The sequence below is a fragment of the Kitasatospora griseola genome (assembly GCF_014648555.1).
Taxonomy (GTDB): domain Bacteria; phylum Actinomycetota; class Actinomycetes; order Streptomycetales; family Streptomycetaceae; genus Kitasatospora; species Kitasatospora griseola.
Window position 1 is genome coordinate 68,819 of the sequence record NZ_BMRI01000009.1, and the last position, 24,509, is coordinate 93,327.

General features: G+C 70.9%; 23 protein-coding genes, 2 tRNA genes and 1 pseudogene. 20 read left to right on the forward strand and 6 right to left on the reverse strand.

Translation table 11 applies throughout. From position 1 onward, the window contains the following. The 4 genes from IEZ12_RS38395 to rpmH all read right to left on the reverse strand — a co-directional run. On the reverse strand, positions 1-278 hold a 278-nt coding region (locus tag IEZ12_RS38395; protein WP_229847527.1), incomplete at its 3' end, for a YidC/Oxa1 family membrane protein insertase. Then, a complete protein-coding gene (yidD, locus tag IEZ12_RS13990; RefSeq protein WP_043915357.1) occupies positions 275-595 on the reverse strand; it encodes a membrane protein insertion efficiency factor YidD in 321 nt (106 codons plus the stop codon). The genes yidD and IEZ12_RS38395, both read right to left, overlap by 4 nt. Next, positions 592-1,020, reverse strand: a complete 429-nt coding sequence (rnpA, locus tag IEZ12_RS13995) for a ribonuclease P protein component (RefSeq protein WP_189272338.1) — start codon at positions 1,018-1,020, stop codon at positions 592-594. The genes yidD and rnpA overlap by 4 nt, the downstream gene beginning before the upstream one ends. Positions 1,021-1,039: 19 nt before the next feature. Beyond that, complete coding sequence (gene rpmH, locus IEZ12_RS14000) at positions 1,040-1,177, reverse strand: 50S ribosomal protein L34 (RefSeq protein WP_043915359.1); 138 nt, start codon at positions 1,175-1,177, stop codon at positions 1,040-1,042. A gap of 427 nt (positions 1,178-1,604) precedes the next feature. On the opposite strand from rpmH, the gene dnaA reads away from it, so the two are divergent. The 13 genes and pseudogenes from dnaA to IEZ12_RS14060 all read left to right on the forward strand — a co-directional run bounded on the left by dnaA (position 1,605) and on the right by IEZ12_RS14060 (position 17,707). Continuing rightward, the gene (gene dnaA / locus IEZ12_RS14005; RefSeq protein ID WP_189272339.1) at positions 1,605-3,431 is read left to right on the forward strand and encodes a chromosomal replication initiator protein DnaA; all 1,827 of its coding nucleotides are present in this window, start codon (positions 1,605-1,607) and stop codon (positions 3,429-3,431) included. Positions 3,432-4,417: 986 nt separating this feature from the next. Next, the gene (gene dnaN / locus IEZ12_RS14010; protein WP_043915360.1) at positions 4,418-5,548 is read left to right on the forward strand and encodes a DNA polymerase III subunit beta; all 1,131 of its coding nucleotides are present in this window, start codon (positions 4,418-4,420) and stop codon (positions 5,546-5,548) included. A gap of 143 nt (positions 5,549-5,691) precedes the next feature. Further along, positions 5,692-6,567, forward strand: a complete 876-nt coding sequence (gene gnd, locus IEZ12_RS14015; RefSeq protein WP_100589608.1) for a phosphogluconate dehydrogenase (NAD(+)-dependent, decarboxylating) — start codon at positions 5,692-5,694, stop codon at positions 6,565-6,567. Positions 6,568-6,603: 36 nt separating this feature from the next. Then, positions 6,604-7,740, forward strand: a complete 1,137-nt coding sequence (gene recF, locus IEZ12_RS14020; RefSeq protein WP_189272340.1) for a DNA replication/repair protein RecF — start codon at positions 6,604-6,606, stop codon at positions 7,738-7,740. A gap of 67 nt (positions 7,741-7,807) precedes the next feature. Then, entirely contained in the window at positions 7,808-8,320 is a 513-nt protein-coding gene (locus IEZ12_RS14025; protein ID WP_043915363.1) for a DciA family protein, read from the forward strand. A gap of 262 nt (positions 8,321-8,582) precedes the next feature. Continuing rightward, positions 8,583-10,574, forward strand: coding sequence for a DNA topoisomerase (ATP-hydrolyzing) subunit B (gene gyrB / locus IEZ12_RS14030; RefSeq protein WP_229847528.1), 1,992 nt, complete (start codon positions 8,583-8,585; stop codon positions 10,572-10,574). Positions 10,575-10,612: 38 nt separating this feature from the next. Next, positions 10,613-13,213 carry a DNA gyrase subunit A gene (gene gyrA, locus IEZ12_RS14035; protein ID WP_189272341.1) on the forward strand — a complete coding sequence of 867 codons (2,601 nt, stop codon included), beginning with the start codon at positions 10,613-10,615 and terminating at the stop codon, positions 13,211-13,213. Between the two features lie 260 nt (positions 13,214-13,473). Then, the gene (locus IEZ12_RS14040; RefSeq protein ID WP_189272342.1) at positions 13,474-14,082 is read left to right on the forward strand and encodes a DUF3566 domain-containing protein; all 609 of its coding nucleotides are present in this window, start codon (positions 13,474-13,476) and stop codon (positions 14,080-14,082) included. A 223-nt stretch (positions 14,083-14,305) separates the two neighbouring features. Continuing rightward, positions 14,306-15,679, forward strand: coding sequence for a class I SAM-dependent methyltransferase (locus IEZ12_RS14045; protein WP_189272343.1), 1,374 nt, complete (start codon positions 14,306-14,308; stop codon positions 15,677-15,679). Positions 15,680-15,695: 16 nt separating this feature from the next. Then, positions 15,696-15,769: transfer RNA gene (locus tag IEZ12_RS14050), tRNA-Ile, on the forward strand. Between the two features lie 791 nt (positions 15,770-16,560). Next, positions 16,561-16,656: pseudogene (locus tag IEZ12_RS40800) on the forward strand (restriction endonuclease); the annotation flags it as partial. A gap of 741 nt (positions 16,657-17,397) precedes the next feature. Then, on the forward strand, positions 17,398-17,526 hold the full coding sequence (locus tag IEZ12_RS38400) for a DLW-39 family protein (protein ID WP_014137031.1): 129 nt from the start codon (positions 17,398-17,400) through the stop codon (positions 17,524-17,526). 108 nt (positions 17,527-17,634) lie between these two features. Continuing rightward, positions 17,635-17,707 (forward strand) — tRNA-Ala (locus IEZ12_RS14060). An 81-nt stretch (positions 17,708-17,788) separates the two neighbouring features. On the opposite strand, the gene IEZ12_RS14065 is transcribed toward IEZ12_RS14060, so the two are convergent. Beyond that, a complete protein-coding gene (locus IEZ12_RS14065) occupies positions 17,789-18,658 on the reverse strand; it encodes a DUF5324 family protein (RefSeq protein WP_189272344.1) in 870 nt (289 codons plus the stop codon). Between the two features lie 167 nt (positions 18,659-18,825). Here IEZ12_RS14065 and IEZ12_RS14070 point away from each other — a divergent pair, with 167 nt between their 5' ends. Together IEZ12_RS14070 and IEZ12_RS14075 are read left to right on the forward strand one after the other, a co-directional pair. Continuing rightward, complete coding sequence (locus tag IEZ12_RS14070) at positions 18,826-19,353, forward strand: peptidylprolyl isomerase (protein WP_189272345.1); 528 nt, start codon at positions 18,826-18,828, stop codon at positions 19,351-19,353. A 131-nt stretch (positions 19,354-19,484) separates the two neighbouring features. After that, positions 19,485-20,387, forward strand: coding sequence for a rhomboid family intramembrane serine protease (locus IEZ12_RS14075; protein WP_189272346.1), 903 nt, complete (start codon positions 19,485-19,487; stop codon positions 20,385-20,387). 261 nt (positions 20,388-20,648) lie between these two features. On the opposite strand, the gene crgA is transcribed toward IEZ12_RS14075, so the two are convergent. After that, positions 20,649-20,903: a cell division protein CrgA gene (gene crgA / locus IEZ12_RS14080; protein WP_100589598.1), complete on the reverse strand. Its 255-nt coding sequence runs from the start codon at positions 20,901-20,903 to the stop codon at positions 20,649-20,651. A 143-nt stretch (positions 20,904-21,046) separates the two neighbouring features. On the opposite strand from crgA, the gene IEZ12_RS14085 reads away from it, so the two are divergent. The 5 genes from IEZ12_RS14085 to IEZ12_RS14105 all read left to right on the forward strand — a co-directional run bounded on the left by IEZ12_RS14085 (position 21,047) and on the right by IEZ12_RS14105 (position 24,500). Next, on the forward strand, positions 21,047-21,817 hold the full coding sequence (locus IEZ12_RS14085; RefSeq protein ID WP_373295475.1) for a DUF881 domain-containing protein: 771 nt from the start codon (positions 21,047-21,049) through the stop codon (positions 21,815-21,817). A gap of 90 nt (positions 21,818-21,907) precedes the next feature. Further along, positions 21,908-22,078, forward strand: a complete 171-nt coding sequence (locus IEZ12_RS14090) for a hypothetical protein (RefSeq protein WP_043915373.1) — start codon at positions 21,908-21,910, stop codon at positions 22,076-22,078. A 54-nt stretch (positions 22,079-22,132) separates the two neighbouring features. Continuing rightward, entirely contained in the window at positions 22,133-22,795 is a 663-nt protein-coding gene (locus IEZ12_RS14095) for an aminodeoxychorismate/anthranilate synthase component II (protein WP_189272347.1), read from the forward strand. Between the two features lie 4 nt (positions 22,796-22,799). Continuing rightward, positions 22,800-23,750, forward strand: coding sequence for a class E sortase (locus IEZ12_RS14100; RefSeq protein ID WP_189272348.1), 951 nt, complete (start codon positions 22,800-22,802; stop codon positions 23,748-23,750). Positions 23,751-23,828: 78 nt separating this feature from the next. Next, complete coding sequence (locus tag IEZ12_RS14105; protein ID WP_308431035.1) at positions 23,829-24,500, forward strand: class E sortase; 672 nt, start codon at positions 23,829-23,831, stop codon at positions 24,498-24,500. Positions 24,501-24,509 lie beyond the last annotated feature (9 nt).

A 24,509-nucleotide genomic window follows, 5' to 3' on the forward strand; every position in this document is an offset into this window, starting at 1 on the left:
AGCTTCATCATCTCTTCGGACTGGCGCTGCTTGTCGTTCTTGTAGCGCTCCTGGATGGCCTTCATCTTCGGCTGGATCGCCTGCATGGCCCGGGTCGCCTTGATCTGCTTCACGAAGAGCGGGATCAGGCAGATCCGGATGACGACCACCATCATCACGATGGACAGGCCCCAGGCCCAGCCACCGTCCGGGTCGAAGACGTGGCTGAACAGCGAGTGGAACTGGACGATGATCCAGGACACCGCGTAATAGAGGGGACTCAGAAAGCCGAAGGTCACCGGTCAGACTCCTTGGACATCGGGCTGGCCACCGGCTCCGGCTCGGCGGTCCCGCTCGTGGGGCTCAGCAGATTGCGCAGCCGGCGATGCCACACCGGATGCTTTCGCGGCGGAACATGGTCGACCCCACCGGGAGACCAGGGATTGCAGCGCAGGATGCGCCAGACGGTGAGCCCGCCTCCCTTGATCGCCCCGTGGACGCGCACCGCCTCGTACCCGTAGCGGGAGCACGAGGGGTAGTAACGGCACACCGGGCCGAGCAGCGGACTGATGGTCCACTGGTAGAGCCTGATCAGGCCCATCAGCAGGTACTTCATCGCCCTGTTCCCGTCGGGGCACTGCCGGCCGGTTCCGACCTGAGCAGGCGGCGCAACGCCGCGTCCAGGTCGTGCCCGAGTTCTGCGTACGAGGCTGTCGCCGCAGCAGGCAGCGCCCGTACCACTATCAGGCTACCTGCGGGCAACCGGGACAGACGCTCGCGGACCAGATGACGCAGCCGACGCTTGACCACGTTGCGGACCACGGCAGGCCCCACGGCCTTGCTGACGACGAAACCCGCACGCGCCGAAGGAAGCCCCTCGGCGACGTGCGGGCGGGAGTCGCTGTTCCGGTCGGCGCCCTCGTCGGGTACCGCCTCTCTGTGGAGGTGGACCACCAGCAGGGGTCGACCGGCGCGGCGACCGCGTTTCACCGCGGTCGCGAAGTCCTGGCGCCGCCGCAGCCGATTCTCGGTGGGCAGCACTGCAGACCCTTGGCGCGGATCAGGCGGACAGGGCGCTGCGGCCCTTGGCACGGCGCGACGCCAGGATGGCGCGGCCGGCACGGGTACGCATGCGCAGCCGGAAGCCGTGGGTCTTGGCGCGACGACGGTTGTTCGGCTGGAAGGTGCGCTTGCTCACTCGGGGGCTCCTGGGGTGAATCGTAGGATGACGGGGGGTCGCTTGGCCGTCACCGTGCGTCCGCGCGATCTCCCCTTGCACTGGGAAATCCCGTCCCGGGGCCCAGATCTGCTGGACCGGGACCACCACGGCGCCCGTGCTGCGCGCGTCATGGAAGCGGGCGGACCCGCGGACATGCGGCAGCGGCCATCGACAACTCGACCTGGTTACGGTACGCGGCGGCGGGTCCGAGGGTCAAACCAGGTGGGTGTCGGCCCGTTGCCCACAGCCTGTGGACAACGACTTGAATCAGCTCTGCGCGCTGACTACCGTTGCAGGACTTGTCTCTTTTGTTCTGTGCTCGCGGCCGCCTTCGCGCCGCGCCCACCCAAACCTCTCCCGACCTTGACTGACTGCCCCTGCCCGGGGAACGAGAAAGCGTGTACCAGTGGCTGATGTCAACAGCGATCTCGTCCTGATGTGGTCGAGGGTCGTCGAGCGACTGGTCAGCGACAGCGATGTCGTGGAGAAGGACAAGAACTGGGTCCGGCGCACCCAGCCGATGTGGATGATGCACGACACCGCCCTGCTCGCGGCCCCCAACGAGTTCGCCAAGCAGGTGCTGGAGGGCCGGCTGCTGCCGCAGCTGACCGAGGCCATCTCGCACGAGTTCGGCCGCCAGGTGCGGATCGCCGTGATGGTGGACGCCAACGCCGCCCCGCCCGCCGGCCTCGGGCCGGAGGCCGAGCCCGAGCCGGAGGCCGACGACGCCGCGGAGTGGCCGCACCCCCGCAGCGAGCAGGGCTACCCGGCCGAGCCGACGTACCAGCCCGGCCCCGCCCACCAGCCGGGCGCCTGGCCGGGCCGCCCCGCCGAGGACTACCAGCGCCCGGCGTACCCGCCCGGCTACCCGCCGGTCGAGCCCTACGGGGCGCCGCCGCAGGACCCGTACCGGGAGCAGCCCGACGCGAGCGGCGGCAGCTGGGAGCCGCAGGCGGCGCCCGAGCGGCGCCCCGAGCCGGCCCCGCGGCGGACCAGCCGGCCCGGCCCGGACTCGGCGCAGGGCGACCTGTTCGGCGGCGCGCTGGGCTCCCCGGACGAGGACCGGCCGCGGCACGGCGGCTCCCGGCGGGGCGCCCCCCGCCCGGCGGACCGTCCGGCCCCGGTGGAGCGCCGGCCCGCTCCCGGCGTCCCGGCCCCGCCCGGTGCTCCCCCGGCCGGCGGCGCCCGCAAGGACGAGCCGAACGCCCGACTGAACCCCAAATACCTGTTCGACACCTTCGTGATCGGCGCCAGCAACCGCTTCGCGCACGCCGCGGCGGTGGCGGTCGCCGAGGCCCCGGCCAAGGCGTACAACCCGCTGTTCATCTACGGCGAGTCCGGGCTCGGCAAGACCCACCTGCTGCACGCCATCGGGCACTACTCGCGCAGCCTGTTCCCGGGCACCCGGGTGCGGTACGTGAGCTCGGAGGAGTTCACCAACGAGTTCATCAACTCGATCCGGGACGGCAAGGCGGACGCGTTCCGCAAGCGCTACCGGGACATCGACATCCTGCTGGTCGACGACATCCAGTTCCTGGCCAGCAAGGAGTCGACGCAGGAGGAGTTCTTCCACACCTTCAACACCCTGCACAACGCCAACAAGCAGATCGTGCTCTCCTCGGACCGGCCGCCCAAGCAGCTGATCACGCTGGAGGACCGACTGCGCAACCGGTTCGAGTGGGGCCTGATCACCGACGTCACCCCGCCGGAGCTGGAGACCCGGATCGCGATCCTGCGCAAGAAGGCGATCCAGGAGCAACTCAACGCTCCCGCCGACGTGTTGGAGTTCATCGCGTCCCGCATCACCCGCAACATCCGGGAGTTGGAGGGCGCGCTGATCCGGGTCACCGCGTTCGCCAACCTGAACCGGGCGCCGGTGGACCTGGAACTGGCCGGGATCGTCCTGAAGGACCTGATCCCGGGCGGGGACGAGGACGCCGGGCCGGAGATCACCGCGCAGGTGATCATGCAGCAGACCGCCGCGTACTTCGGGCTGGGCGTGGAGGACCTCTGCGGGTCCTCGCGCAGCCGGGTGCTGGTGACGGCCCGGCAGATCGCCATGTACCTGTGCCGGGAGCTGACCGACCTGTCGCTGCCGAAGATCGGCGCGCAGTTCGGCGGCCGGGACCACACCACGGTGATGCACGCGGACCGGAAGATCCGCTCGCTGATGGCCGAGCGGCGGTCCATCTACAACCAGGTCACCGAGCTGACCAACCGCATCAAGAGCTAGCCGCAGGGCGGCAGTTGAGGTACCCGAAGGGGAGTCCGGGCGAGGCCGCCGGGCTCCCCTTCGGCGTGCCCGCACTGGGTCGGTCGGGGGAATTGGGGCGGCCGGCGGGTGTGGAGCGGGCCTCGGCGGGGCAGGAATCGTTCGACCGGCCCGGGCGGCCGGGCCGGCGTCCACCCGAACATCTGCGCAGCTATTCGAACGGTTCGGGTGCGTACTTGAGTTTTCCACAGGAACGGGTGGGTTTTCCCCGTCCACAGGCCCTACAGGCCCGAGTTATCCAGAGGTTCCTCCACAGGCGGATCACCGCTACGCTCTTCGGCGCAGGTCAGACCCCTGTGGACTTGTGCACAACAGTTATCCACAGCCTGTGGAGAACTGAGGACCCGTCAGGAGGCCCTCAGAGTTATCCACGGGCTGTCCACAGCGGAAGGGGAGTTATCCCCAGGTTTTCCACAGCTGCGTCCACAGTTCGACAACTTCAACTCCCTTGTCAGGCTTGGGTGTGAAAGGCGTCACGTGATGTTGATCGGAGCCGGTGGATAACTCCGGCAATTTCTGTGGATGAACCTGGGGATAACCTGTGGATACTCAGCGTGCCCTGTGGATTACGCTCCGTTGTCCACAGCAGGCCCTGGTTGTCCACAGCTGCCGTCCACAGGACCTGTGGACAAAAAACCGGGTCTGACCTGCGAAAACGAGGTTATCCACGGTATCCACAGGCCCTACTACTACTGCTACACCTAGAGACCTCGCGACTTGATCAACAGTGGGGGTGGCCCGAATCTGTGGACAACCGCGCCCCGACATCTGTTCGGCTTGCTTCCGCCCATCTGCCCCGACTGTCGGCCGAGTACGTCAGACTGTCTCTCGGCACCTGGAAGCCGAGCGGAGCGAGTCCGGTCGGCGGGGAGCCGGAAGACGATCAACAGCGCCGGTCGGCAGTACGGGCCGCCGGCGCGGCGACAGCAGCCAGGAGGCGGTTACCGGTGAAGTTCCGGGTGGAGCGTGATGTCCTCGCGGAGGCGGTGGCCTGGGCCGCTCGCAGCCTCCCCGCGCGGCCGCCGGTGCCGGTGCTGGCCGGCCTGCTGCTGACGGCGCAGGACGGCACGCTGGCGCTGTCCGGGTTCGACTACGAGGTGTCGGCCCGGGTCGAGCTGGAGGCGGACGTCGAGGAGGCCGGCACCGTCCTGGTCTCCGGTCGCCTGCTCAACGACATCTCGCGGAACCTGCCGAACCGCCCGGTGGAGATCTCCACCGACGGCATGCGGGTCACCGTGGTCTGCGGCAGCTCGCGGTTCACCCTGCCGACCCTGCCGGTCGACGAGTACCCGGCGCTGCCGCAGATGCCGACCGCCACCGGCACCGTCCCGGGCGACGTGTTCGCCTCGGCGGTCAGCCAGGCCGCGGTCGCCGCCGGCCGCGACGACACCCTGCCGGTGCTGACCGGCGTCCGGGTCGAGATCAACGGCAGCGGGATCACCCTGGCCGCCACCGACCGGTACCGGTTCGCCGTCCGCGAGCTGCTGTGGAAGCCCGAGCAGGACGACATCAACGCCGTCGCGCTGGTCCCGGCCAAGACCCTGCAGGACATCGCCAAGTCGCTGGGCAGCGGCGACCACGTGTCGATCGCGCTGTCCACCGGCGGCGCCGGCGAGGGCCTGATCGGCTTCGAGGGCGCCGGTCGGCGGACCACCACCCGCCTGCTGGAGGGCGAGTTCCCGAAGTTCCGGTCGATCTTCCCGACCGAGTTCTCGGCGGTCGCCGCGGTGCAGACCCAGCCGTTCCTGGAGGCGCTCAAGCGCGTCTCGCTGGTGGCCGAGCGCAACACCCCGGTCCGGCTGAACTTCGAGCAGGGCGTGCTCACCCTGGAGGCCGGCTCGGGCGACGACGCCCAGGCCTCCGAGCGGGTCGAGGCGGACCTGGAGGGCGACGACATCTCGATCGCGTTCAACCCCGGCTACCTGGAGGAGGGGCTCAAGGCGATCGACGCCGCGTACGCGCAGCTGAGCTTCACCACTCCGACCAAGCCGGCCCTGCTCACCGGCAAGCCCGCGGTGGACGCCGAACCGGACGACGCCTACCAGTACCTGATCATGCCGGTCCGCCTGTCCGGCTGACGAAGCCTCAGGTCACAGGGGCGCGAGGGCCATCGGCCTCCGCGCCCCTGTGGCTGCCCGGAGCGGCCCGATCGGCGGCGTAGGCTCACAGAGCGCGGCAACGGCGCCGCCGTCAGGCACGACACCACAGTGAAGGACTTGTCATGGAGCTCGGCCTCATCGGTCTCGGCAAGATGGGCGGCAACATGCGCGAGCGCATCCGCCGCGCCGGCCACACCGTCATCGGCTACGACCGCAACCCCGACCTCGCCGACGTCGACAGCGTGGAGCAGCTGATCGCCAAGCTCGAGGGCCCCCGCGTGGTGTGGGTGATGGTCCCGGCCGGCGGCCCGACCCAGGAGACCGTCGAGCACCTGGCCGAGCTGCTCTCCCCCGGCGACGTGGTGGTGGACGGCGGCAACTCCCGCTGGACGGACGACATCCAGCACGCCGAGCTGCTGGCCGCCAAGGGCATCGGCTTCGTCGACTGCGGCGTCTCCGGCGGCGTCTGGGGCCTGGAGAACGGCTACGCGCTGATGTACGGCGGCAACGCCGAGCACGTCGCGAAGGTCCAGCCGATCTTCGACGCGCTCAAGCCCGAGGGCGAGTTCGGCTCCGTGCACGCCGGCAAGGTCGGTGCCGGCCACTTCGCCAAGATGGTCCACAACGGCATCGAGTACGCGATGATGCAGGCCTTCGCCGAGGGCTGGGAGCTGCTGGAGGCGGCCCCCGAGGTCACCGACGTGCGCGAGGTGTTCCGCAGCTGGCAGGAGGGCACCGTCATCCGCTCCTGGCTGCTCGACCTGGCGGTCCGGGCGCTGGACGACGACGAGCACCTGGCCAAGCTCAAGGGCTGGGCCGCGGACTCCGGCGAGGGCCGCTGGACCGTCGAGGCCGCGATCGACCACGCGGTGCCGCTGCCGGCGATCACCGCCTCGCTGTTCGCCCGGTTCGCCTCCCGCCAGGAGGACTCGCCGCAGATGAAGATGATCGCCGCGCTGCGCAACCAGTTCGGCGGCCACGCGGTCGAGTCGAAGTAAGCACCCACGGCCAGAAGGCGAGCGCAGTCCACCGTCATGCACGTCGCGCACCTGTCGCTCGCCGACTTCCGTTCCTACGCCCGGGTCGAGGTTCCGCTCGACCCGGGCGTCACCGCGTTCGTGGGGCCCAACGGGCAGGGCAAGACCAACCTGGTCGAGGCGATCGGCTACATCGCCACCCTGGGCAGCCACCGGGTGGCCACCGACGCCCCGCTGGTGCGCCTCGGCGCCGAGCGGGCGGTGGTCCGGGCCAGCGTGGTGGCGCAGGGCGGCCGGACCACCCTGGTGGAGCTGGAGATCACCCCCGGCAAGGCCAACCGGGCCCGGCTGAACCGCTCCGACAACGTCCGCCCGCGCGACGTGCTGGGCGTGCTGCGCACCGTGCTGTTCGCCCCCGAGGACCTCAGCCTGGTCAAGGGCGACCCGGGCGAGCGCCGACGCTTCCTGGACGAGCTGCTGACCGCCCGCGCCCCCCGGCTGGCCGGGGTCCGCTCCGACTACGAGCGGGTGCTCAAGCAGCGCAACGCCCTGCTGAAGACCGCCGCGACGGCCCGCCGGGCCGGCGGCGGCAAGGCCGCCGACCTGGCCACCCTGGAGGTCTGGGACGGCCACCTGGCCCGCACCGGGGCCGAACTGACCGCCTTCCGGATCCAGCTGGTGGCCGCCCTGCAGCCACTGGTCGCCGAGGCCTACCGCCAGCTCGCCCCCGGCGGCGGGGAGACCGTGCTGGAGTACCGCTCCTCCTTCGAGGGCGAGCTGCCGACCAGCCGCGAGCAGGCCGAACAGCAGCTGCTGGACGCCCTCCAAGCGGCCCGTGCGCAGGAGGTCGCGCGCGGCCTCACCCTGGTCGGCCCGCACCGCGACGAACTGCTGCTGCGGCTCGGCCCGCTGCCCGCCAAGGGCTACGCCAGCCACGGCGAGTCCTGGTCGTACGCGCTGGCCCTGCGGCTCGCCTCGTACGAGCTGCTGCGTGCCGAGGGCGGCGAGCCGGTGCTGATCCTGGACGACGTGTTCGCCGAGCTGGACGCCCGCCGCCGGGACCGGCTGGCCGAGCTGGTGGCCGGCGGCGAGCAGGTGCTGGTCACCGCGGCGGTCGCGGAGGACGTCCCGAAGGCGCTCAGCGGCGCCCGGTACGCGGTCTCGGACGGCGCCGTGACCCGGCTGACGCCGTGACCCCCGGCGAGCCCGTACCCTGGACCGCTCGTCGGTGCAGTTGTCCACAGCCTGGGGATGGAGCGTGATGTCGGAGGGTTCGGAGCTTTCGGGTGTGGACCTGGCCCGGGTGGCGTTGCGCGCCGCCAAGGAACAGGCCAGGCAGCGCGGCGAGCAGGTCCGCGAGCGCCGGGAGGCCAAGCGCACCGGGCTGCGCAGCGGCGCCCGCGCGGACGGCCGCGACCCGGTGCCGCTGGGCGCCGCGCTGAACCGGCTGATCACCGAGCGGGGCTGGGAGGCGCCGGCCGCGGTGGGCGGGGTGATGGGCCGCTGGTCGCAGATCGTGGGCCCGGACATCGCTGCGCACTGTGAACCCAAGTCGTACGCGGAAGCCGAGGCGGTGCTCACCGTGCAGTGCGACTCCACCGCATGGGCCACTCAACTCCGCCTGCTGGCACGCCAGTTGGTGGCCCGGCTGAATCACGAGCTGGGGCACGGCACGGTCCGGGTGATCAAGGTGCTGGGGCCGGACGCCCCGGTGCGCGGTTACGGGCGGTTGCGAGCGCCCGGCAGCAAGGGTCCCGGGGACACCTGGGGCTAGCGGATCCGGACCTTCCGGAATCGCTGACGGCCCGTCCAGGCGCTCTGAGCCCCCCTGTCGAGTATCGGGACACGTCCCGAGGGGATTCAGGGCGGCACATCTGCCCTCAGAGGCTGCCAAACGCCCCTCTCTGTCACTCGTACCGGTAGACTGAAGCGCAAACACCGTTGCGTGCAGCAACCGAGTCGAAACGCTGTGGTCGCACACCTGCCCGGGCAAGCGGGAAGGGGCGCGGCCCGCGCTGTGCCAGAGAGGGCGCTTCGTGGCCGATTCCGGCAACCCCAGCCAGACCCCAGACCCGTCCGACAACAAGGCGTACGACGCCAGCGCGATCCAGGTGCTGGAAGGCCTCGACGCCGTCCGCAAGCGCCCCGGCATGTACATCGGCTCGACCGGCGAGCGCGGCCTGCACCACCTGGTGTACGAGATCGTCGACAACTCGGTCGACGAGGCCCTGGCCGGCCACGCCGACACCATCGACGTGACGATCCTGGCCGACGGCGGCGTGCGGGTGGTGGACAACGGCCGAGGCATCCCGGTCGGCATCATGCCGGGCCAGGACAAGCCCGCCGTCGAGGTCGTCCTGACCGTGCTGCACGCGGGCGGCAAGTTCGGCGGCGGCGGTTACGCGGTCTCCGGCGGTCTGCACGGCGTCGGCGTCTCCGTCGTGAACGCGCTCTCCACCCGCCTCGCGGTGGACATCCGCACCGACGGCTCGCGCTGGACCCAGGAGTACAAGTCCGGCACCCCGACCGCCCCGCTGGCCAAGCACGAGGACGTCGAGGAGACCGGCACCACCGTCACCTTCTGGGCCGACCCGGACATCTTCGAGACCACCGTCTACTCCTTCGAGACGCTCTCCCGCCGGTTCCAGGAGATGGCCTTCCTCAACAAGGGCCTGACCATCGCCCTGACCGACGAGCGTCCCGAGCACGCCGACGAGGAGGGCAAGCCGCTCTCCGTCACCTACCGGTACGATGGCGGCATCGCGGACTTCGTCGCCCACCTCAACTCCCGCAAGGGCGAGGTCATCCACCCCTCGGTGATCGACTTCGAGGCGGAGGACAAGGACCGGCGGATCTCCGCCGAGATCGCGATGCAGTGGAACTCGTCCTACACCGAGGGCGTGTACTCGTTCGCGAACACCATCCACACCCACGGCGGCGGCACCCACGAGGAGGGCTTCCGCGCCGCGCTGACCGGTCTGATGAACCGCTATGCGCGCGACAAGAAGCTGCTCCGCGAAAAGGACGACAACCTCTCCGGCGAGGACATCCGCGAGGGTCTGACCGCGATCATCTCGGTCAAGCTCGGCGAGCCGCAGTTCGAGGGCCAGACCAAGGACAAGCTCGGCAACACCGAGGCCAAGACCTTCGTGCAGAAGGTGGTCAACGAGCACCTGGCCGACTGGCTGGACCGCAACCCCAACGAGGCCGCGGAGATCATTCGCAAGTCCATCCAGGCCGCCAGCGCCCGGGTCGCCGCCCGCAAGGCCCGCGACCTGACCCGCCGCAAGGGCCTGCTGGAGTCCGCCTCGCTGCCCGGCAAGCTCTCGGACTGCCAGTCCAAGGACCCGGCCGAGTGCGAGATCTTCATCGTCGAGGGCGACTCGGCCGGCGGCTCCGCCAAGCAGGGCCGCGACCCGCGCACCCAGGCGATCATCCCGATCCGCGGCAAGATCCTGAACGTCGAGAAGGCCCGGATCGACAAGGTGCTGCAGAACACCGAGGTCCAGGCGCTGATCTCGGCCTTCGGCTGCGGCATCCAGGAGGACTACGACGCCGACAAGCTCCGCTATCACAAGATCGTGCTGATGGCCGACGCCGACGTCGACGGACAGCACATCCGCACCCTGCTGCTGACCCTGCTGTTCCGCTTCATGCGCCCGCTGGTCGAGGCCGGGTACGTCTACCTGGCGATGCCCCCGCTGTACAAGATCAAGTGGGGCAAGGACGACTTCGAGTACGCCTACTCCGACCGCGAGCGCGACGCGCTGGTCGCGGCCGGCGTCGAGGCCGGCCGCCGGCTCCCCAAGGACGACGCGATCCAGCGCTTCAAGGGTCTCGGCGAGATGAACGCCGAGGAACTGCGCGTCACCACCATGGACGCCGCCCACCGCCTGCTGCTCCAGGTCACCCTGGAGGACGCGGCCCGCGCCGACGACCTGTTCTCCGTCCTGATGGGCGAGGACGTCGAGGCCCGGCGCTCCTTCATCCAGCGCAACGCGAAGGACGTCCGCTTCCTGGACGTCTGACGTCCCGTCAAGGATCGTTGAAAGGAAACTGACCCCAAGTGGTCGACGACAACCGTCCCGACGGCGGCGAGCAGCCCGAGGACAGCACCACCCCTGCCCAGAGCGGTAACCGGGTCGAGCTCATCGAGCTCGAGACCGAGATGCAGCGCTCCTACCTCGACTACGCGATGAGCGTCATCGTGTCGCGCGCCCTCCCCGAGGTCCGCGACGGCCTCAAGCCGGTGCACCGACGCGTGCTCTACGCGATGTACGACGGCGGCTACCGGCCCGAGAAGGGCTACTACAAGTGCGCCCGCGTGGTCGGCGACGTGATGGGTAACTACCACCCGCACAGCGACGCCTCCATCTACGACACCCTGGTCCGGCTCGCCCAGACCTGGTCGATGCGGATGCCGCTGGTCGACGGCAACGGCAACTTCGGCTCCCCGGGCAACGACCCGGCCGCGGCGATGCGCTACACCGAGTGCAGGTTGATGCCGCTGGCGATGGAGATGATGCGCGACATCGACGAGGAGACCGTCGACTTCGCCGCCAACTACGACGGCCGCCAGCAGGAGCCCACCGTCCTGCCCGCGCGCATCCCCAACCTGCTGATCAACGGCGCCACCGGCATCGCGGTCGGCATGGCCACCAACATCCCGCCGCACAACCTGCGCGAGGTCGCCTCCGGCGCGCTCTGGGCGCTGGAGCACCCCGAGGCCTCCAACGAAGAGCTGTTGGAAGCCCTGATGGAGCGGATCAAGGGCCCCGACTTCCCCACCGGCGCGCTGATCGTCGGCCGCCGCGGCATCGAGGACGCCTACCGCACCGGCCGCGGCTCCATCGCCATGCGCGCGGTGGTCGAGGTCGAGGAGATCCAGGGCCGCCAGTGCCTGGTGATCACCGACCTGCCCTACCAGGTCAACCCGGACAACCTCGCGCTGAAGATCGCCGACCTGGTCAAGGACGGCCGGATCGCCGGCATCGCCGACGTCCGCGACGAGTCCTCCTCGCGCACCGGCCAGCGCCTGGTCATCGTGCTCAAGCGCGACGCGGTCGCCAAGGTCGTGCTGAACAACCTGTACAAGCACACCGACCTGCAGACCAACTTCGGCGCCAACATGCTGGCCCTGGTCGACGGCGTGCCGCGCACCCTCTCGCTGGACGCCTTCATCCGGCACTGGGTCGCCCACCAGATCGAGGTCATCGTCCGCCGGACCACCTTCCGGCTGCGCAAGGCCGAGGAGCGCGCCCACATCCTGCGCGCGCTGCTCAAGGCCCTCGACCAGATCGACGCGGTGATCGCGCTGATCCGCGCCTCGGAGAGCGCCGACGCCGCCCGCACCGGCCTGATGCAGCTCCTGACGATCGACGAGATCCAGGCCAACGCCATCCTCGAAATGCAGCTGCGCCGGCTGGCCGCCCTGGAGAGCGCCCGCATCCTCAGCGAGCACGACGAGCTCCAGGCCAAGATCAACGAGTACAACGCGATCCTCGCCTCGCCCGCCCGGCAGCGCGAGATCGTCTCCGAGGAACTCACCGCGATCGTCGAGAAGTACGGCAACGAGCGGCGCTCCACCCTGATCCCCTCCGACGGCGACCTCTCCATCGAGGACCTCATCGCCGAAGAGGACATCGTGGTCACCATCACCCGCGGCGGCTACGTCAAGCGCACCCGCTCCGACCTCTACCGCTCGCAGAAGCGCGGCGGCAAGGGCGTGCGCGGCGCGCAGCTGAAGCAGGACGACATCGTCGACCACTTCTTCGTCACCACCACCCACAACTGGATCCTGTTCTTCACCAACAAGGGCCGGGTCTACCGCGCCAAGGGCTACGAGCTGCCCGACGCCGGGCGCGACGCCCGCGGCCAGCACGTCGCCAACCTGCTGGCCTTCCAGCCGGAGGAGCACATCACCCAGGTGATGGCGGTGCGCACCTACGAGGACAAGCCGTACCTGGTGCTCGCCACCCGCGGCGGCCTGGTCAAGAAGTCCGCGCTCAAGGACTACGACTCCCCGCGCTCCGGCGGCCTGATCGCGATCAACCTCCGCCAGGACGAGGAGGGCCGGGACGACGAGCTGATCGGCGCCGAGCTGGTCTCCGCCGAGGACGACCTGCTGCTGATCTCCAAGAAGGCCCAGTCGATCCGCTTCAAGGCCACCGACGAGGCGCTGCGCCCGATGAGCCGGGCCACCTCCGGCGTCAAGGGCATGTCGTTCCGCGAGGACGACGAACTGCTCTCGATGAACGTGGTCCGCCCGGGGACGTACGTCTTCACCGCCACCGACGGCGGCTACGCGAAGCGGACCTCGGTCGACGAGTACCGTGTCCAGGGACGCGGCGGCTTCGGCATCAAGGCAGCGAAGATCGTCGAGGGCCGGGGCTCGCTGGTCGGCGCCCTGGTGGTCGAGGAGACCGACGAGATCATGGCCATCACGCTCTCCGGAGGAGTGATCCGGACCAGGGTTTCCGAGGTTCGTGAAACCGGACGTGACACGATGGGCGTCCAACTGATCAACCTCGGAAAGCGCGACGCGGTGGTGGGCATGGCCCGCAACGCGGAAGCCGACGAGGAGGAGGGCGCGGACCTCGACGCCGAGGCGGCCGAGACCGCGACCGCCACCGAGCACGAGGCGGACGGCGCGCCCGACCAGGGCTGACGCACGACCGCGACCGTGGTGCCCGTCCCGCTTCCAGCGGGGCGGGCACCACGGGTTGACCGCAGGCCAACCGGGCCGGCGGAGCACGAGCACAACACGGACCAGGGCGGTTCGATCGGCCTGGCGGACGGTTCGGGAGGACCACGGTGAGCGGAGCCACGGGTGCTGGAGGTGCCACGGGCGGGCTGTCGGGCGGACCGGGCGGGACACCGTACGGTGCACCGCAGCGCCCCGAGAACCCTGCCACGTCCACCTCGGTGATGCCCCCGGTCGGCCAGGGCGGCGCCCAGCCCGGCTACGGCGGCCAGACCCCGCCGGCCCCCAGCGGCCCGCCCGGCTTCTCCCAGCCCACCACCTACGCCAAGGGCCAGCCCACCCCGGCCCGCGGCACCCGCACCGCCGGGCCCGGCCCGCAGGGCGGCGCGCCCGGCGGTCAGGGCGGCGGCCCGGCCCGTCGCCCCGGCGGCCCCGCGCAGGGCCCCGGCGGCGGCACCGGGAAGGTCCGCAAGGCCCGGCTGCGGATCACCAAGGCCGACCCCTGGTCGGTCATGAAGGTCAGCTTCCTGCTCTCGCTGGCCGTCGGCGTCATCATCATCGTGGCCTCCGCGGTGCTCTGGATGACCCTGGACGGCCTCGGCGTCTTCGACTCGCTGACCAGCACCCTCAAGGACGTCACCGGCACCGACAGCTCCGGCGCGTTCAACCTGATGGACTACATCGGGTTCGGCAAGGTCATGATGTTCACCACCCTGATCGCGGTGGTCGACGTGGTCCTGATGACCGCGCTGTCCACCCTCGCCGCGTTCATCTACAACACCGCGGCCGGCTTCACCGGCGGCATCGAACTCACCCTGGCCGAAGAGGACTGACTTAGCGTCAGCTCGATGGAATTCCCTGGGCCCCGAAGGCTGTTGAAGCCTTCGGGGCCCGTTGTCGTTCGGCGGCGGCAATCGGGTGACCGGGCGGCGCGCCGGGATCGGCCGCACCGCCCCGCATGGACAAATGGAAGACACGAACGAGCACGGGGCCGACCGGCCGCGACAGCGGTCACCGGGCGGCCAGACGGGTACGGCCGGTCGAGAGGTGTCCGTGATGGCGGAGAACGCACAGCAACTGGTCCGAGCGCTCGAAGGCCTGATCGGCCGTCGGCTCCCCCTGCGAGTACGCACCTGGGACGGCTCCCAGGCCGGCCCACCGGGCGCCCCCACCGTCGTGCTCCGCAACCGACGGGCCCTGCGCCGGCTGATCTGGTCCCCCGGCGAACTCGGCCTGGCCCGCGCCTACGTCTCCGGCGACCTCGAGATCGACCCCGGCACAGACCTCTACGAGGTGCTGGACGCCGTCGCGGCCTTCGCCGAGGACCCGGACGTCCGCAGCCTGCAGCTCGGCCCGCGCCACCTCCTCGGCGCCCCCGGCCGCCACCTGCTCGCCACCGCCCTGCGCCTGGGCGCGCTCGGCCCGGCGCCCGCACCCCCGCCCGAGGAGGTCCGGCGCCGCCGCGGCAACCTGCACAGCCGCCGCCGCGACCGCGCCGCGATCAGCCACCACTACGACGTCGGCAACGACTTCTACGGCCTCGTCCTCGGTCCCACCCTGGTCTACTCGTGCGCGTACTGGACGCCCGCCGCGAAGAGCCTGGAGGACGCCCAGGAGGCCAAGCTCGACCTGATCTGCCGCAAGCTCGGCCTGCGCCCCGGCATGCGCCTGCTGGACGTCGGATGCGGCTGGGGCTCCCTGGTCCTGCACGCGGCCCGGCACTACGGCGTCCAGGCCGTCGGCGTCTCCATCTCCACCGAACAGGTCGCGCTGGCCCGCAAGCGGGTCGCCGAGGCCGGTCTGGCCGACCGGATCGAGATCAGGCTCCAGGACTACCGGGAGATCCCCGACGGGCCCTTCGACGCCATCTCCAGCGTCGGCATGGCCGAACACGTCGGCTCGGACCAGTACCTGATCTACGCCCGCCACCTGTACGACCTGCTCGCCCCCGGCGGCCGCCTGCTCAACCACCAGATCGCCCGCCGTCCGCTGCACCCCGGCGAGAAGTACCAGCTGTCTCCCTTCATCGACCGCTACGTCTTTCCCGACGGCGAGCTCTCCCCCGTCGGCACCACCGTCACCCGCCTGGAGGAGGCCGGCTTCGAGGTCCGCGACGTCGAGGCCCTCCGCGAGCACTACGGCCGCACCCTCCGCGAATGGGTCGCCAACCTCGAAGCCCACTGGCCCGACGCCGTCTCCCTGGCCGGCCGCGGCCGGGCCCGCGTCTGGCGCCTCTACATGGCCGCCTGCGCCCTCGCCTTCGAGCAGAACCGCATCGGCATCAACCAGGTCCTCGCCGTCCGCCCCACCCCCGCAGGCGCCTCCCGCCTCCCCGCCACCCGCGCCCAGTGGCTCGCCGAAGCCCCTGAGCAGCACCGTCCGGAGGGGGCCGCGGATACGGATTTGGGAGATCGGCCAACGGTCCGCTAATCTTTGAGTGCGGCAAGGGCCTATAGCTCAGACGGTTAGAGCGCTTCCCTGATAAGGAAGAGGCCACAGGTTCAAGTCCTGTTAGGCCCACCGGCGCGAAGGCCCCGATCACCTGGTGATCGGGGCCTTCGACGTTTTCCCCGCCATCGGCCGTAACCCCCGCCTCCGGTTGCTCGTTGAGACCGGTGCGCAGAGGCAAAACACAGGGTGAGCTGACTCGAAACTGATGTGAAGTCGGGGATAGCCGGGCGACAGACCCGGTCATTGGGTGACGTGGGACGTAGCGCGACCTCTGCTCCGGCCGGCGGATGACCGGCCCCGCCCGCCCCGGGCGACTGGGCGGTTCCCACGTCATGTCTTCATTCACCCTGTGAGGCACTCCCATGTCCATGGAAGCCGCGCTGCTCGAATCCAGGACGCTCCGAAGCGGCCTGTGCGAGCGCACCGAAGTCCTCGACGAGGTCAAGGCCCTCGTCCTGCTGCCCGACGGGCTGCACGTCAACACGCGGATGGTCGCCGAGTACTTCGGGGTCGGCGAGAAGGCCATCTACGGCCTGTTCCGTCGCCACCGTGAGGAGTTGGAGAGCAACGGCTACACCGTCCTCAAGCCTGTGGATAACCCTGCCGACCAGACCTGCAACTTGCAGGTCTGGCAGGTCAGCGGCCTGGAGGGCGGTCAGCCGGAGGACGCGGTGAGTGTCCTCCCTGCGCACCCTGTGGATAACTCCGCGAGCCAGGGTTTCATGATGAAACTCTGGCAGGTCAGCGCCCCGGAACGCCCCCAGGACCACCCCTCCGACGGGGGCCACCGCCCCACCCTGCCTGTGGATAACTCCAGGAACGCCACCCGCCGGCCCCAGGGCGGTGGAAACGGCGTCGCGCTGTACTCCCGGCGCGCCGTGCTGAACGTGGCGATGCTGCTGCGGGACAGCGAGGTCGCCCGCCAGGTCCGTAGCCGGCTGCTCGACATGATCGAGGGCGTGGCCCGTCCTGCAGCCGAGCCCCCGGCCCTGTACACGCTGTCGGCTCGGCCGTGGAAGCGGTGGAGCGAGTTGCGGTGGGACGAGGACGAGGCGGGGCGGCGGGATCCGGCCGTGGCGGCCTGGCGGCGGCGGATCGACGGGCTGGAGCCGTTCGAGGGGCGTCTGCCCGTGGTGCCGTCGCAGGTGGCGGAGGAGGAGCCGGGGTTCGGCTTCTCGGGGGACGACCTGCGGGGTGCGGTCGCCGCGTTGGCCGCCGCGCTGGGGTCGATCGACCGGCGGCTGGAGGCGCAGGGCGTGGTGATCACGGCGATCAGTGAGCGGCTCTCCCGGCAGGAGTCGCGTCTGGACGCCCACGGTGCCCGGTTGGACGCCCACGGGGCCCGGCTGGATTCGTTGGGCGAGGACGTCCGGGCGATCCGGCGGGATGTCGCGCAGTTGCGGAGGCGGCGTCGCGGGTAGGCGGGGGCTGCGGGGCGCTGTTCGAAGGGCCCGTCGGCGGTTCGGAACCGGTGGCGGGCCCGGGTGCGTCGACAGTCGGGGAGGGAGCGGGCTCGCAGTCTGATGACCGTACTGGTGGGGAAGCGTCAAAGGCGCTTGCAGATCGGCCGGTTGACGGTGGCGGGGGCCGCTTCTGAACCGGTTACCGGTGTGTATCATCGGCCCCAGGGCGGTCTTCAGCCTGACCGCTGGTTCGTACCCTTACATCCAAGCAAGCAAGAAGGACGAGGTCCCGCGGTGAAGAAGCTTCTCCTGGTCGCCCTGGTCGCCCTCGGCGGCTTCTTTGTCTACCGTCAGGTCCAGGCGGACCGCGCCGAGCAGGACCTGTGGACCGAGGCGACCGACCCGGTTCCGGCCGGCCGCTGAGCCGACCGACGAGTCTTCCTCGGACCGGCCCACGGAGCACGGGCCGGGGCCGGTCCGAAACCCGCATGGGGCGTTGCCCGGGAGCGGGTACGCTAGTGCCCGTTGCTCGGGGCCTTAGCTCAGTTGGTAGAGCGCTGTCTTTGCATGGCAGATGTCAGGGGTTCGACTCCCCTAGGCTCCACCCGAATACGACTTCGCCCGACCGCAGAACTGCGGTCGGGCGAAGTCGTTTCTGTCTGCGGGCGGTCGCGGCGGCCCCGGTTCAGTGCGGCTTGCGCGGGTCGTGCGGCTTGGGCCGCTCGTCGTCGGCGGGCTGGGTGACCGGAGGCGGGGTCGGCTTCGGAGTGGAGTCGGCCTCTGGGTCGTCGTGCGGGACGGAGCCGTTCAGGGTGGCCCCGCCGACCGGCGCGCCGGTGGCGCTGCCGGGCCGGGTCGGGTCGGCCGTCGCGGGCGGGGCGGGCGGGGCGGTGACGGGCTCCGGGGGTTCGGTCAGCCACTCGGGGTTGTTCTGCTTGCGGTACCACTGCCAGGCCGCGACGCCGGCGCCGACGGCGATCGCGCCGGCCACCGCGAGGCCGGTCGCCCAGCCGTTGCAGCGCTTCTTCCTGGTGTTCTTGGCGGCCAGGTCGCTGATCTCGGCGGCGCTGACGTTGCCGTGCAGCGCGGTGATCGCGGCCGCGCCGCGGGCCTGCGCCTCCTGGGCGAGCGGGACGACGCTCTCCTTGGCGGCCTGGAAGGTCTCGGCGACCTTGGGGGCGACGTTCGTCCGGGCCTGGCAGGCGGCCTGACCGGCCGACAGCTTGGCGGCGAGCGCGGCCTCCTGGGCCCGGTGGACGGCCTTCAGGGCGGCCTTCTGGGTGTCCGGGGGGAGGCTGAAGAAGGCCTGCTCCAGGTGCGGGGCGAGGTGCTTGACGTACTGCACCCGGGCGGCCTGCGCGGCCTGGCCGGCCCCCTGGCGGGCCTGTGCGCCGGCGGCCGCGGCCTTCGGGCCGAGCGCCTCCAGCCTGGGGCCGAGCACCTGCTTGGCCTCCTCGGCGTAGTGCAGGGCGGCCTCCTTCGCGGAGGTGGCGTAGGGCGCGACGGCGTCCTTCGCCCGTGCGGCGGTCTCGCGCGCGGTGTCCGTACGACTCACGGGCTTCTCCTTCTCGGCGGGTGTCCGGCGTTGTCCGGTATGCACCTTTCCACCTGATAGGAGATCATGCATGCTGCTCATCTGCCGGGCACCTCCGGCTGAGCCGTCTGCGGCGATCATGGGATGATTCCTCGGATAGTCAGCCAGAAAGACAGGAAGGTACTCCCGTGGCCGAGGAACTCACCGCCACCCTGAAGACCAACCGCGGTGACATCGTGGTGAAGCTCTTCCCGAACCACGCGCCGAAGACCGTGGCCAACTTCGTCGAGCTGGCCGAGGGCACTCGCGAGTGGAAGAACCCGGAGACCGGCGAGGTGGCCGCCAAGCCGCTGTACGACGGCACCGTCTTCCACCGGGTGATCGACGGCTTCATGATCCAGGGCGGCGACCCGCTGGGCAACGGCACCGGCGGCCCGGGCTACAAGTTCGCCGACGAGTTCCACCCGGACCTGTCGTTCGACCGTCCGTACCTGCTGGCCATGGCCAACGCCGGCCCGGGCACCAACGGCTCGCAGTTCTTCATCACGGTGGCCCCGACCAGCTGGCTGAACCGCAAGCACAGCATCTTCGGCGAGGTCGTGGACGCGGCCAGCCAGAAGGTCGTGGACGCGATCGGCACCACCGCCACCACCAAGCCCTACGACCGCCCGGTCCAGGACGTGGTGATCGAGCAGGTCGTCGTCTCCCGCGGCTGATTCGAGCCCCCTGCCGCCCTCCGGGGCGGCCCCGCGCGCCCCGGCGCGCAGTAGCCTGGACGGTCCCGGTGGTGCCCCGTTTCGCACGGAGGCGGCGCCGGGACCGTTTCGTTGATGGAGGGACAGCGCCGATGCTTCCGGACGAGCCCGTGCGGCCGACGCCCGTGGAGGGCCAGGGATCGGGGCTGCCCCGGTGCCACCGGCACCCCGACCGGGAGACCGGGGTGTCCTGCGCCAGGTGCGGGCGGCCGGTCTGCCCGGAGTGCATGGTGCCCGCCTCGGTCGGCTTCCAGTGCCCGGACTGCGTGCACGGGGCGGCCGAGCGGCAGGCCCGGCCGCGGACGGCGTTCGGCGGGGTGCTGGCGCTCGGCGACGGCGTGCTGGTCACCAAGGTGCTGATCGGCCTGAACCTGCTGGTGTTCCTGCTCACCGAGTACGTGGCACCGGAGTGGCAGGTCAAGCTGGGCCTGGTCAGCTGGGCGCCGATGCCGGGGCTGCGGTTCGGGATGGCCGCCGGGCCGGAGGAGTGGTACCGGCTGGTGACCGCGATGTTCGTGCACGGCGGGCTGCTGCACATCGCGACCAACATGTTCTCGCTGTGGATCCTCGGCCCGCAGTTGGAGCGGGTGCTCGGTCGGCTGCGCTTCCTGGGCCTGTACCTGGTGGCGGGCATCGCGGGCAACGCGCTGTCGTTCCTGCTGACGCCGGGGCCCGAGAAGCTGTTCACGGTCGGCGCGTCCGGCGCGATCTTCGGGCTGCTGGGAGCCACCGCGGTGCTGTTCCGGGCGAACCGGGTGCCGATGCAGCCGGTGATCGCGCTGCTGGTGGTGAACCTGGTGATCACCTTCTCGCTGAGCAGCATGATCGACTGGCGGGCGCACATCGGCGGCCTGGTGGCGGGCACCGTCATCGGCGCGGGCATGATGTACGCCCCACGGGCGCACCGGAACCTGGTGCAGGGGTTGACGACGGCCGCCGTGCTGGCCGCCGCCCTGGCGCTGGTGCTGGTGGGGACGGCCCGGCTGCCCGGCTGAGCGCCGCCCCCTGCACACTGTCCACAGGCAGTGCGCGGCGGGGGATTGGATTTCCCTGTTCTACGCGCGTTATCCTGCTGCGTTGCGAGTTATCCACAGGACCGGCGAAGTTTTCCCCAGTGTGGACAACCCTGTGGATAAACGTTCGGACGCTCCGTGACCGGCCGGCGTCCGGGCGCGCCGAACACCGCCCCGGCCCGGAGGCTGGAGCGGTGCGGAGTGCGGATCAGAGCACGGACCGCCCGGCGGGCGGCGCCGGCCTCACTTCCACTGCGTGGAGACGCCGAAGCCCGCCGCGATGAAGCCGAAACCGGCCAGGATGTTCCAGTTGCCCCAGCTCCGGACCGGCCAGGTGCCGCTGGTCACGTAGTAGCTGACGATCCAGGCCAGGCCGATCAGGAACAGCACCAGCATCAGCGGCGCCACCCAGCTCCGGCCGGAACTGATCTTCACGGCGGTCACGGAGGACGGCGGCGGCGTGTAGTCGGCCTTCTTGCGGAGTCGAGACTTCGGCACGAGGGGCTCTCCTGTCGATGCGCTGTGACCGCGCAGGTGGTCAGTGGGGGCGAGGTGGCACATGAGAACGGTCGGAGCTCCGCACATGCCACCGGCGTCCGTTAGCGTAGTGGCTCGCCGGGTCTGAGGGAGATAAGGGTACGGTGACTGATTCCACGATTTCTTCGCAGACCCCGGCCGCACGCCCGCGCCGGGGCCGAATTGTCGGACGTGCCCTGACCTGCACCGTCTTCGCACTCGCCGGGCTGCTGTTCTACGTGAGCGGGCGGACCGCGCACGGCACCGATCTGCGCACCGACAACTCGCTGCTCAAGCTCAGCGACGTCATACAGCAGCGCTCCACCCAGAACCAGCAGCTCCAGGAGCAGGTCGCCGCCGACCAGGGCCGGGCCGACGGGTTGGCCCGGGAGCAGGGGCAGAGCCCGGACGACGCCGCCCGGCTGGCCGCGCTGCAGCAGGCCGCCGGGCTGGACGCGCTGCACGGGCCGGGGCTGACCGTCACGCTGGACGACGCCCCGCCGAACGCCACCGCCCGGATCCCCGGCGTCCCAGAGCCCGGGGTGAACGACCTGGTGATCCACCAGCAGGACATCCAGGCCGTGGTGAACGCGCTGTGGCGGGGCGGCGCGGAGGGCATCCAGGTGATGGACCAGCGGCTGGTCTCCACCAGCGCGGTGCGCTGCGTCGGCAACACCCTGCTGCTGCAGGGCCGGGTCTACTCCCCGCCGTACGTGATCCGCGCGGTCGGCCGGACCGAGGCGCTGCGGTCGGCGGTGGACGCCGATCCGACGATCCGCAACTACCTGGGCTACGTGGCGGCCTACGGGCTGGGCTGGAAGGTCCAGGAGGGCAACGAGCTGAGCCTGCCAGGGTACGCCGGATCGATCGACCTGCGGGCCGCCTCCGCCCAGTAGGCCGCCGCGTCGGGTCCGTTGCGCGGATACCCGCCTGGGGCGGGCGGGTGGGCGTCTACGCTTGTGCCGACCCGAGCATCGAGGAGCACCATGTACGGCTGGATCTGGCGGCATCTTCCGGGCCCTTCGCCGGTGCGTGCGCTGATCGCGCTGCTGCTCGTCCTCGGAGTGGTCTACGTCCTGTTCCAGTACGTGTTCCCGTGGGCCGAGCCGCTGCTCCCCTTCGGGAACGTGACGGTGGATCAGGGCGCCGGCGGCTGAACCGGCTCCCGGTTCCGTCCGCCCTTCGACGCACGCACACCCCAGGAGTTAGCGATGACCTCCGCCGGCCACCCGCCCCGGATCCTCGTGGTCGACAACTACGACAGCTTCGTCTTCAACCTCGTGCAGTACCTGTACCAGCTGGGTGCGGTCTGCGAGGTGGTCCGCAACGACCAGCTGACGGTGGCTCACGCCAGGCCGAGGGAAGGCGCGGAGGGCTACGACGGGGTGCTGCTCTCCCCGGGGCCGGGAACGCCGGAGGAGGCGGGGGTGTGCGTGGAGATGGTGCACCACTGCGCGCGGATCGGGCTGCCGCTGTTCGGAGTGTGCCTGGGCCTGCAGTCGATCGCGGTGGCGTACGGCGCGGTGGTCGGCCGGGCGCCGGAGCTGCTGCACGGCAAGACCTCCCCGGTGGTGCACGAGGACGGCGGGGTGTTCGAGGGCCTGCCCTCGCCGCTGACCGCCACCCGCTACCACTCGCTGGCGGTCGAGCCGGACACCGTGCCCGCCGAGCTGGTGGTCACCTCGCGCACCGACAGCGGCGTGATCATGGGCCTGCGGCACCGTGAGCTGCTGGTCGAGGGCGTGCAGTTCCACCCCGAGTCGGTGCTCACCGAGGGCGGGCACCGGATGCTGGCCAACTGGCTGGCCGAGTGCGGGTTCCCGGACGCGGTGGGCCGCTCGGCCGGCCTCGCCCCGGTGATCGGCCGGGGCTGACCGGATGACCGCCGTGCGCCCGGAGCGGGGCGTTCCCGAGGAGATGGACGAGCCGGACGGCTGGGGCGTCTACGAGCCGGCCCCGGAGCGGACCCTGCAGCTGCGGCTGCCCGACACCGAGCCGGACCCGGCCGCGATATCCGGGCCGGACGACCGGGCCGGACAGCGGCGCGCCCAGGGGCCGGGAGGCCTGCGGGCGGGCTCCGGTCGGCGGCGGGCGTCCGGGAAGGCCGCGGGGCCGCGTCCGCCGCGGCCCAAGGAGCGCAAACGGGTCGTGCTGGCCCGGGTGGTGGGGGAGCTGTTCATCACCCTCGGCGTGGTGATGCTGCTGTTCGTCTCCTACCAGCTGTGGTGGACCAACGTGGTGGCCGACAACGCCGCCGACGCCGCGGGCAAGAAGCTGGAGCAGCAGTGGGGGCAGCTGCCGGCCGCGCCGCCGACCGGCGGTGGGGCGCCGCCGCCGGTGACCAAGTTCGAGCCCGGTCAGGGCTTCGCGATCATCCACATCCCGAAGCTGGACCTGAACTACCCGATCGCCGAGGGCACCAACAAGCAGCAGGTGCTCGACAAGGGCCTGGTCGGCCACTACGCGGGTACCGCGATGCCCTCCGACCAGGCGGGCAACTTCGCGGTCGCCGCGCACCGCACCACGCACGGCCAGCCGTTCCGGGAGATCGGCAAGCTGGCGCCGGGCGACAAGATCGTGGTGGAGACGGCGACCTCCTACTACACGTACGAGGTCGCGGGCGGCATCCCGGAGACCCCGCCGAGCAATGTGACGGTGATTCAGCCGGTGCCCAAGGGCTCGCCGTTCACCGGACCGGGCCGCTATCTGACGATGACGACATGCACGCCGGAGTTCAGTGCCCGGGGAAGGCTCATCGTCTTTGGCAAGATGGTCGACGAACGGCCGAGGAGCCAGGGCCAGCCGGAGGCGCTGACCGGGCAACACTGAGCAGCGAGGCACGGCACCATGGGCACAGCCATTCGGGGCGGGCGACGGCGCGGACGGGTGGCTGCGGCCCTGGGCCTGATGGGGGAGCTGTTGATCACCCTCGGCCTGGTGCTGGCCGTGTTCGTCGGGTACTCGCTGTGGTGGACGGACGTGGTGGCCGCCCGGGCCGCCGGCCTGCAGGGGGACAGGCTGCGGCAGACCTGGAGCGCCCCGGCGGCGGCGCCCTCGCCCGGCGTCGAGGCGCCCGTCCCGGAGTACCAGGCCGGTGACGGGGTGGGCTTCCTGCACGTGCCGGCGTTCGAGAAGGACGACCGCACGACGCTGATCCGGATGGGCACGAACACGGACGTGCTCAACGAGGGCGTGGCCGGGGTGTACGAGGAGCCGTACCGGTCGGCGATGCCGTGGGACGCCGAGGGCAACTTCACGATGGCGGCGCACCGGGACGGCCACGGCGCGAAGTTCCACGACCTGGACCGGCTCTCCGAGGGCGATCCGGTGGTGGTGGAGACCCGGGACTCCTGGTACGTGTACCGGGTCGCCGGGACGCTGCAGCAGACCTCCAAGTACAACGTGGGCGTGGTCGCGCCCGTCCCCGAGGGCTCGCCGTTCACCGGCCCCGGCCGGTACCTGACGCTGACCACCTGCACGCCGGTGTACACCTCGCGCTACCGGATGGCGGTGTGGGCGACGCTGGTTCGGGTGGACCCGGTGGACGACCACCGCACGCCGCCGCCCGAGCTGCGCTGACGCCCCGGG

Excerpts from the sequence above, each read along its gene's own strand:
- yidD (WP_043915357.1), bottom strand. The coding sequence starts at position 595 with ATGAAGTACCTGCTGATGGGCCTGATCAGGCTCTACCAGTGGACCATC.
- gnd (WP_100589608.1), top strand. The coding sequence starts at position 5,692 with ATGGAGCTCGGCCTCATCGGTCTCGGCAAGATGGGCGGCAACATGCGC.
- recF (WP_189272340.1), top strand. The coding sequence starts at position 6,604 with ATGCACGTCGCGCACCTGTCGCTCGCCGACTTCCGTTCCTACGCCCGG.
- IEZ12_RS14025 (WP_043915363.1), top strand. The coding sequence starts at position 7,808 with ATGTCGGAGGGTTCGGAGCTTTCGGGTGTGGACCTGGCCCGGGTGGCG.
- IEZ12_RS14040 (WP_189272342.1), top strand. The coding sequence starts at position 13,474 with ATGCCCCCGGTCGGCCAGGGCGGCGCCCAGCCCGGCTACGGCGGCCAG.
- IEZ12_RS14045 (WP_189272343.1), top strand. The coding sequence starts at position 14,306 with ATGGCGGAGAACGCACAGCAACTGGTCCGAGCGCTCGAAGGCCTGATC.
- IEZ12_RS14075 (WP_189272346.1), top strand. The coding sequence starts at position 19,485 with ATGCTTCCGGACGAGCCCGTGCGGCCGACGCCCGTGGAGGGCCAGGGA.
- IEZ12_RS14090 (WP_043915373.1), top strand. The coding sequence starts at position 21,908 with ATGTACGGCTGGATCTGGCGGCATCTTCCGGGCCCTTCGCCGGTGCGT.
- IEZ12_RS14095 (WP_189272347.1), top strand. The coding sequence starts at position 22,133 with ATGACCTCCGCCGGCCACCCGCCCCGGATCCTCGTGGTCGACAACTAC.
- IEZ12_RS14100 (WP_189272348.1), top strand. The coding sequence starts at position 22,800 with ATGACCGCCGTGCGCCCGGAGCGGGGCGTTCCCGAGGAGATGGACGAG.
- IEZ12_RS14105 (WP_308431035.1), top strand. The coding sequence starts at position 23,829 with ATGGGGGAGCTGTTGATCACCCTCGGCCTGGTGCTGGCCGTGTTCGTC.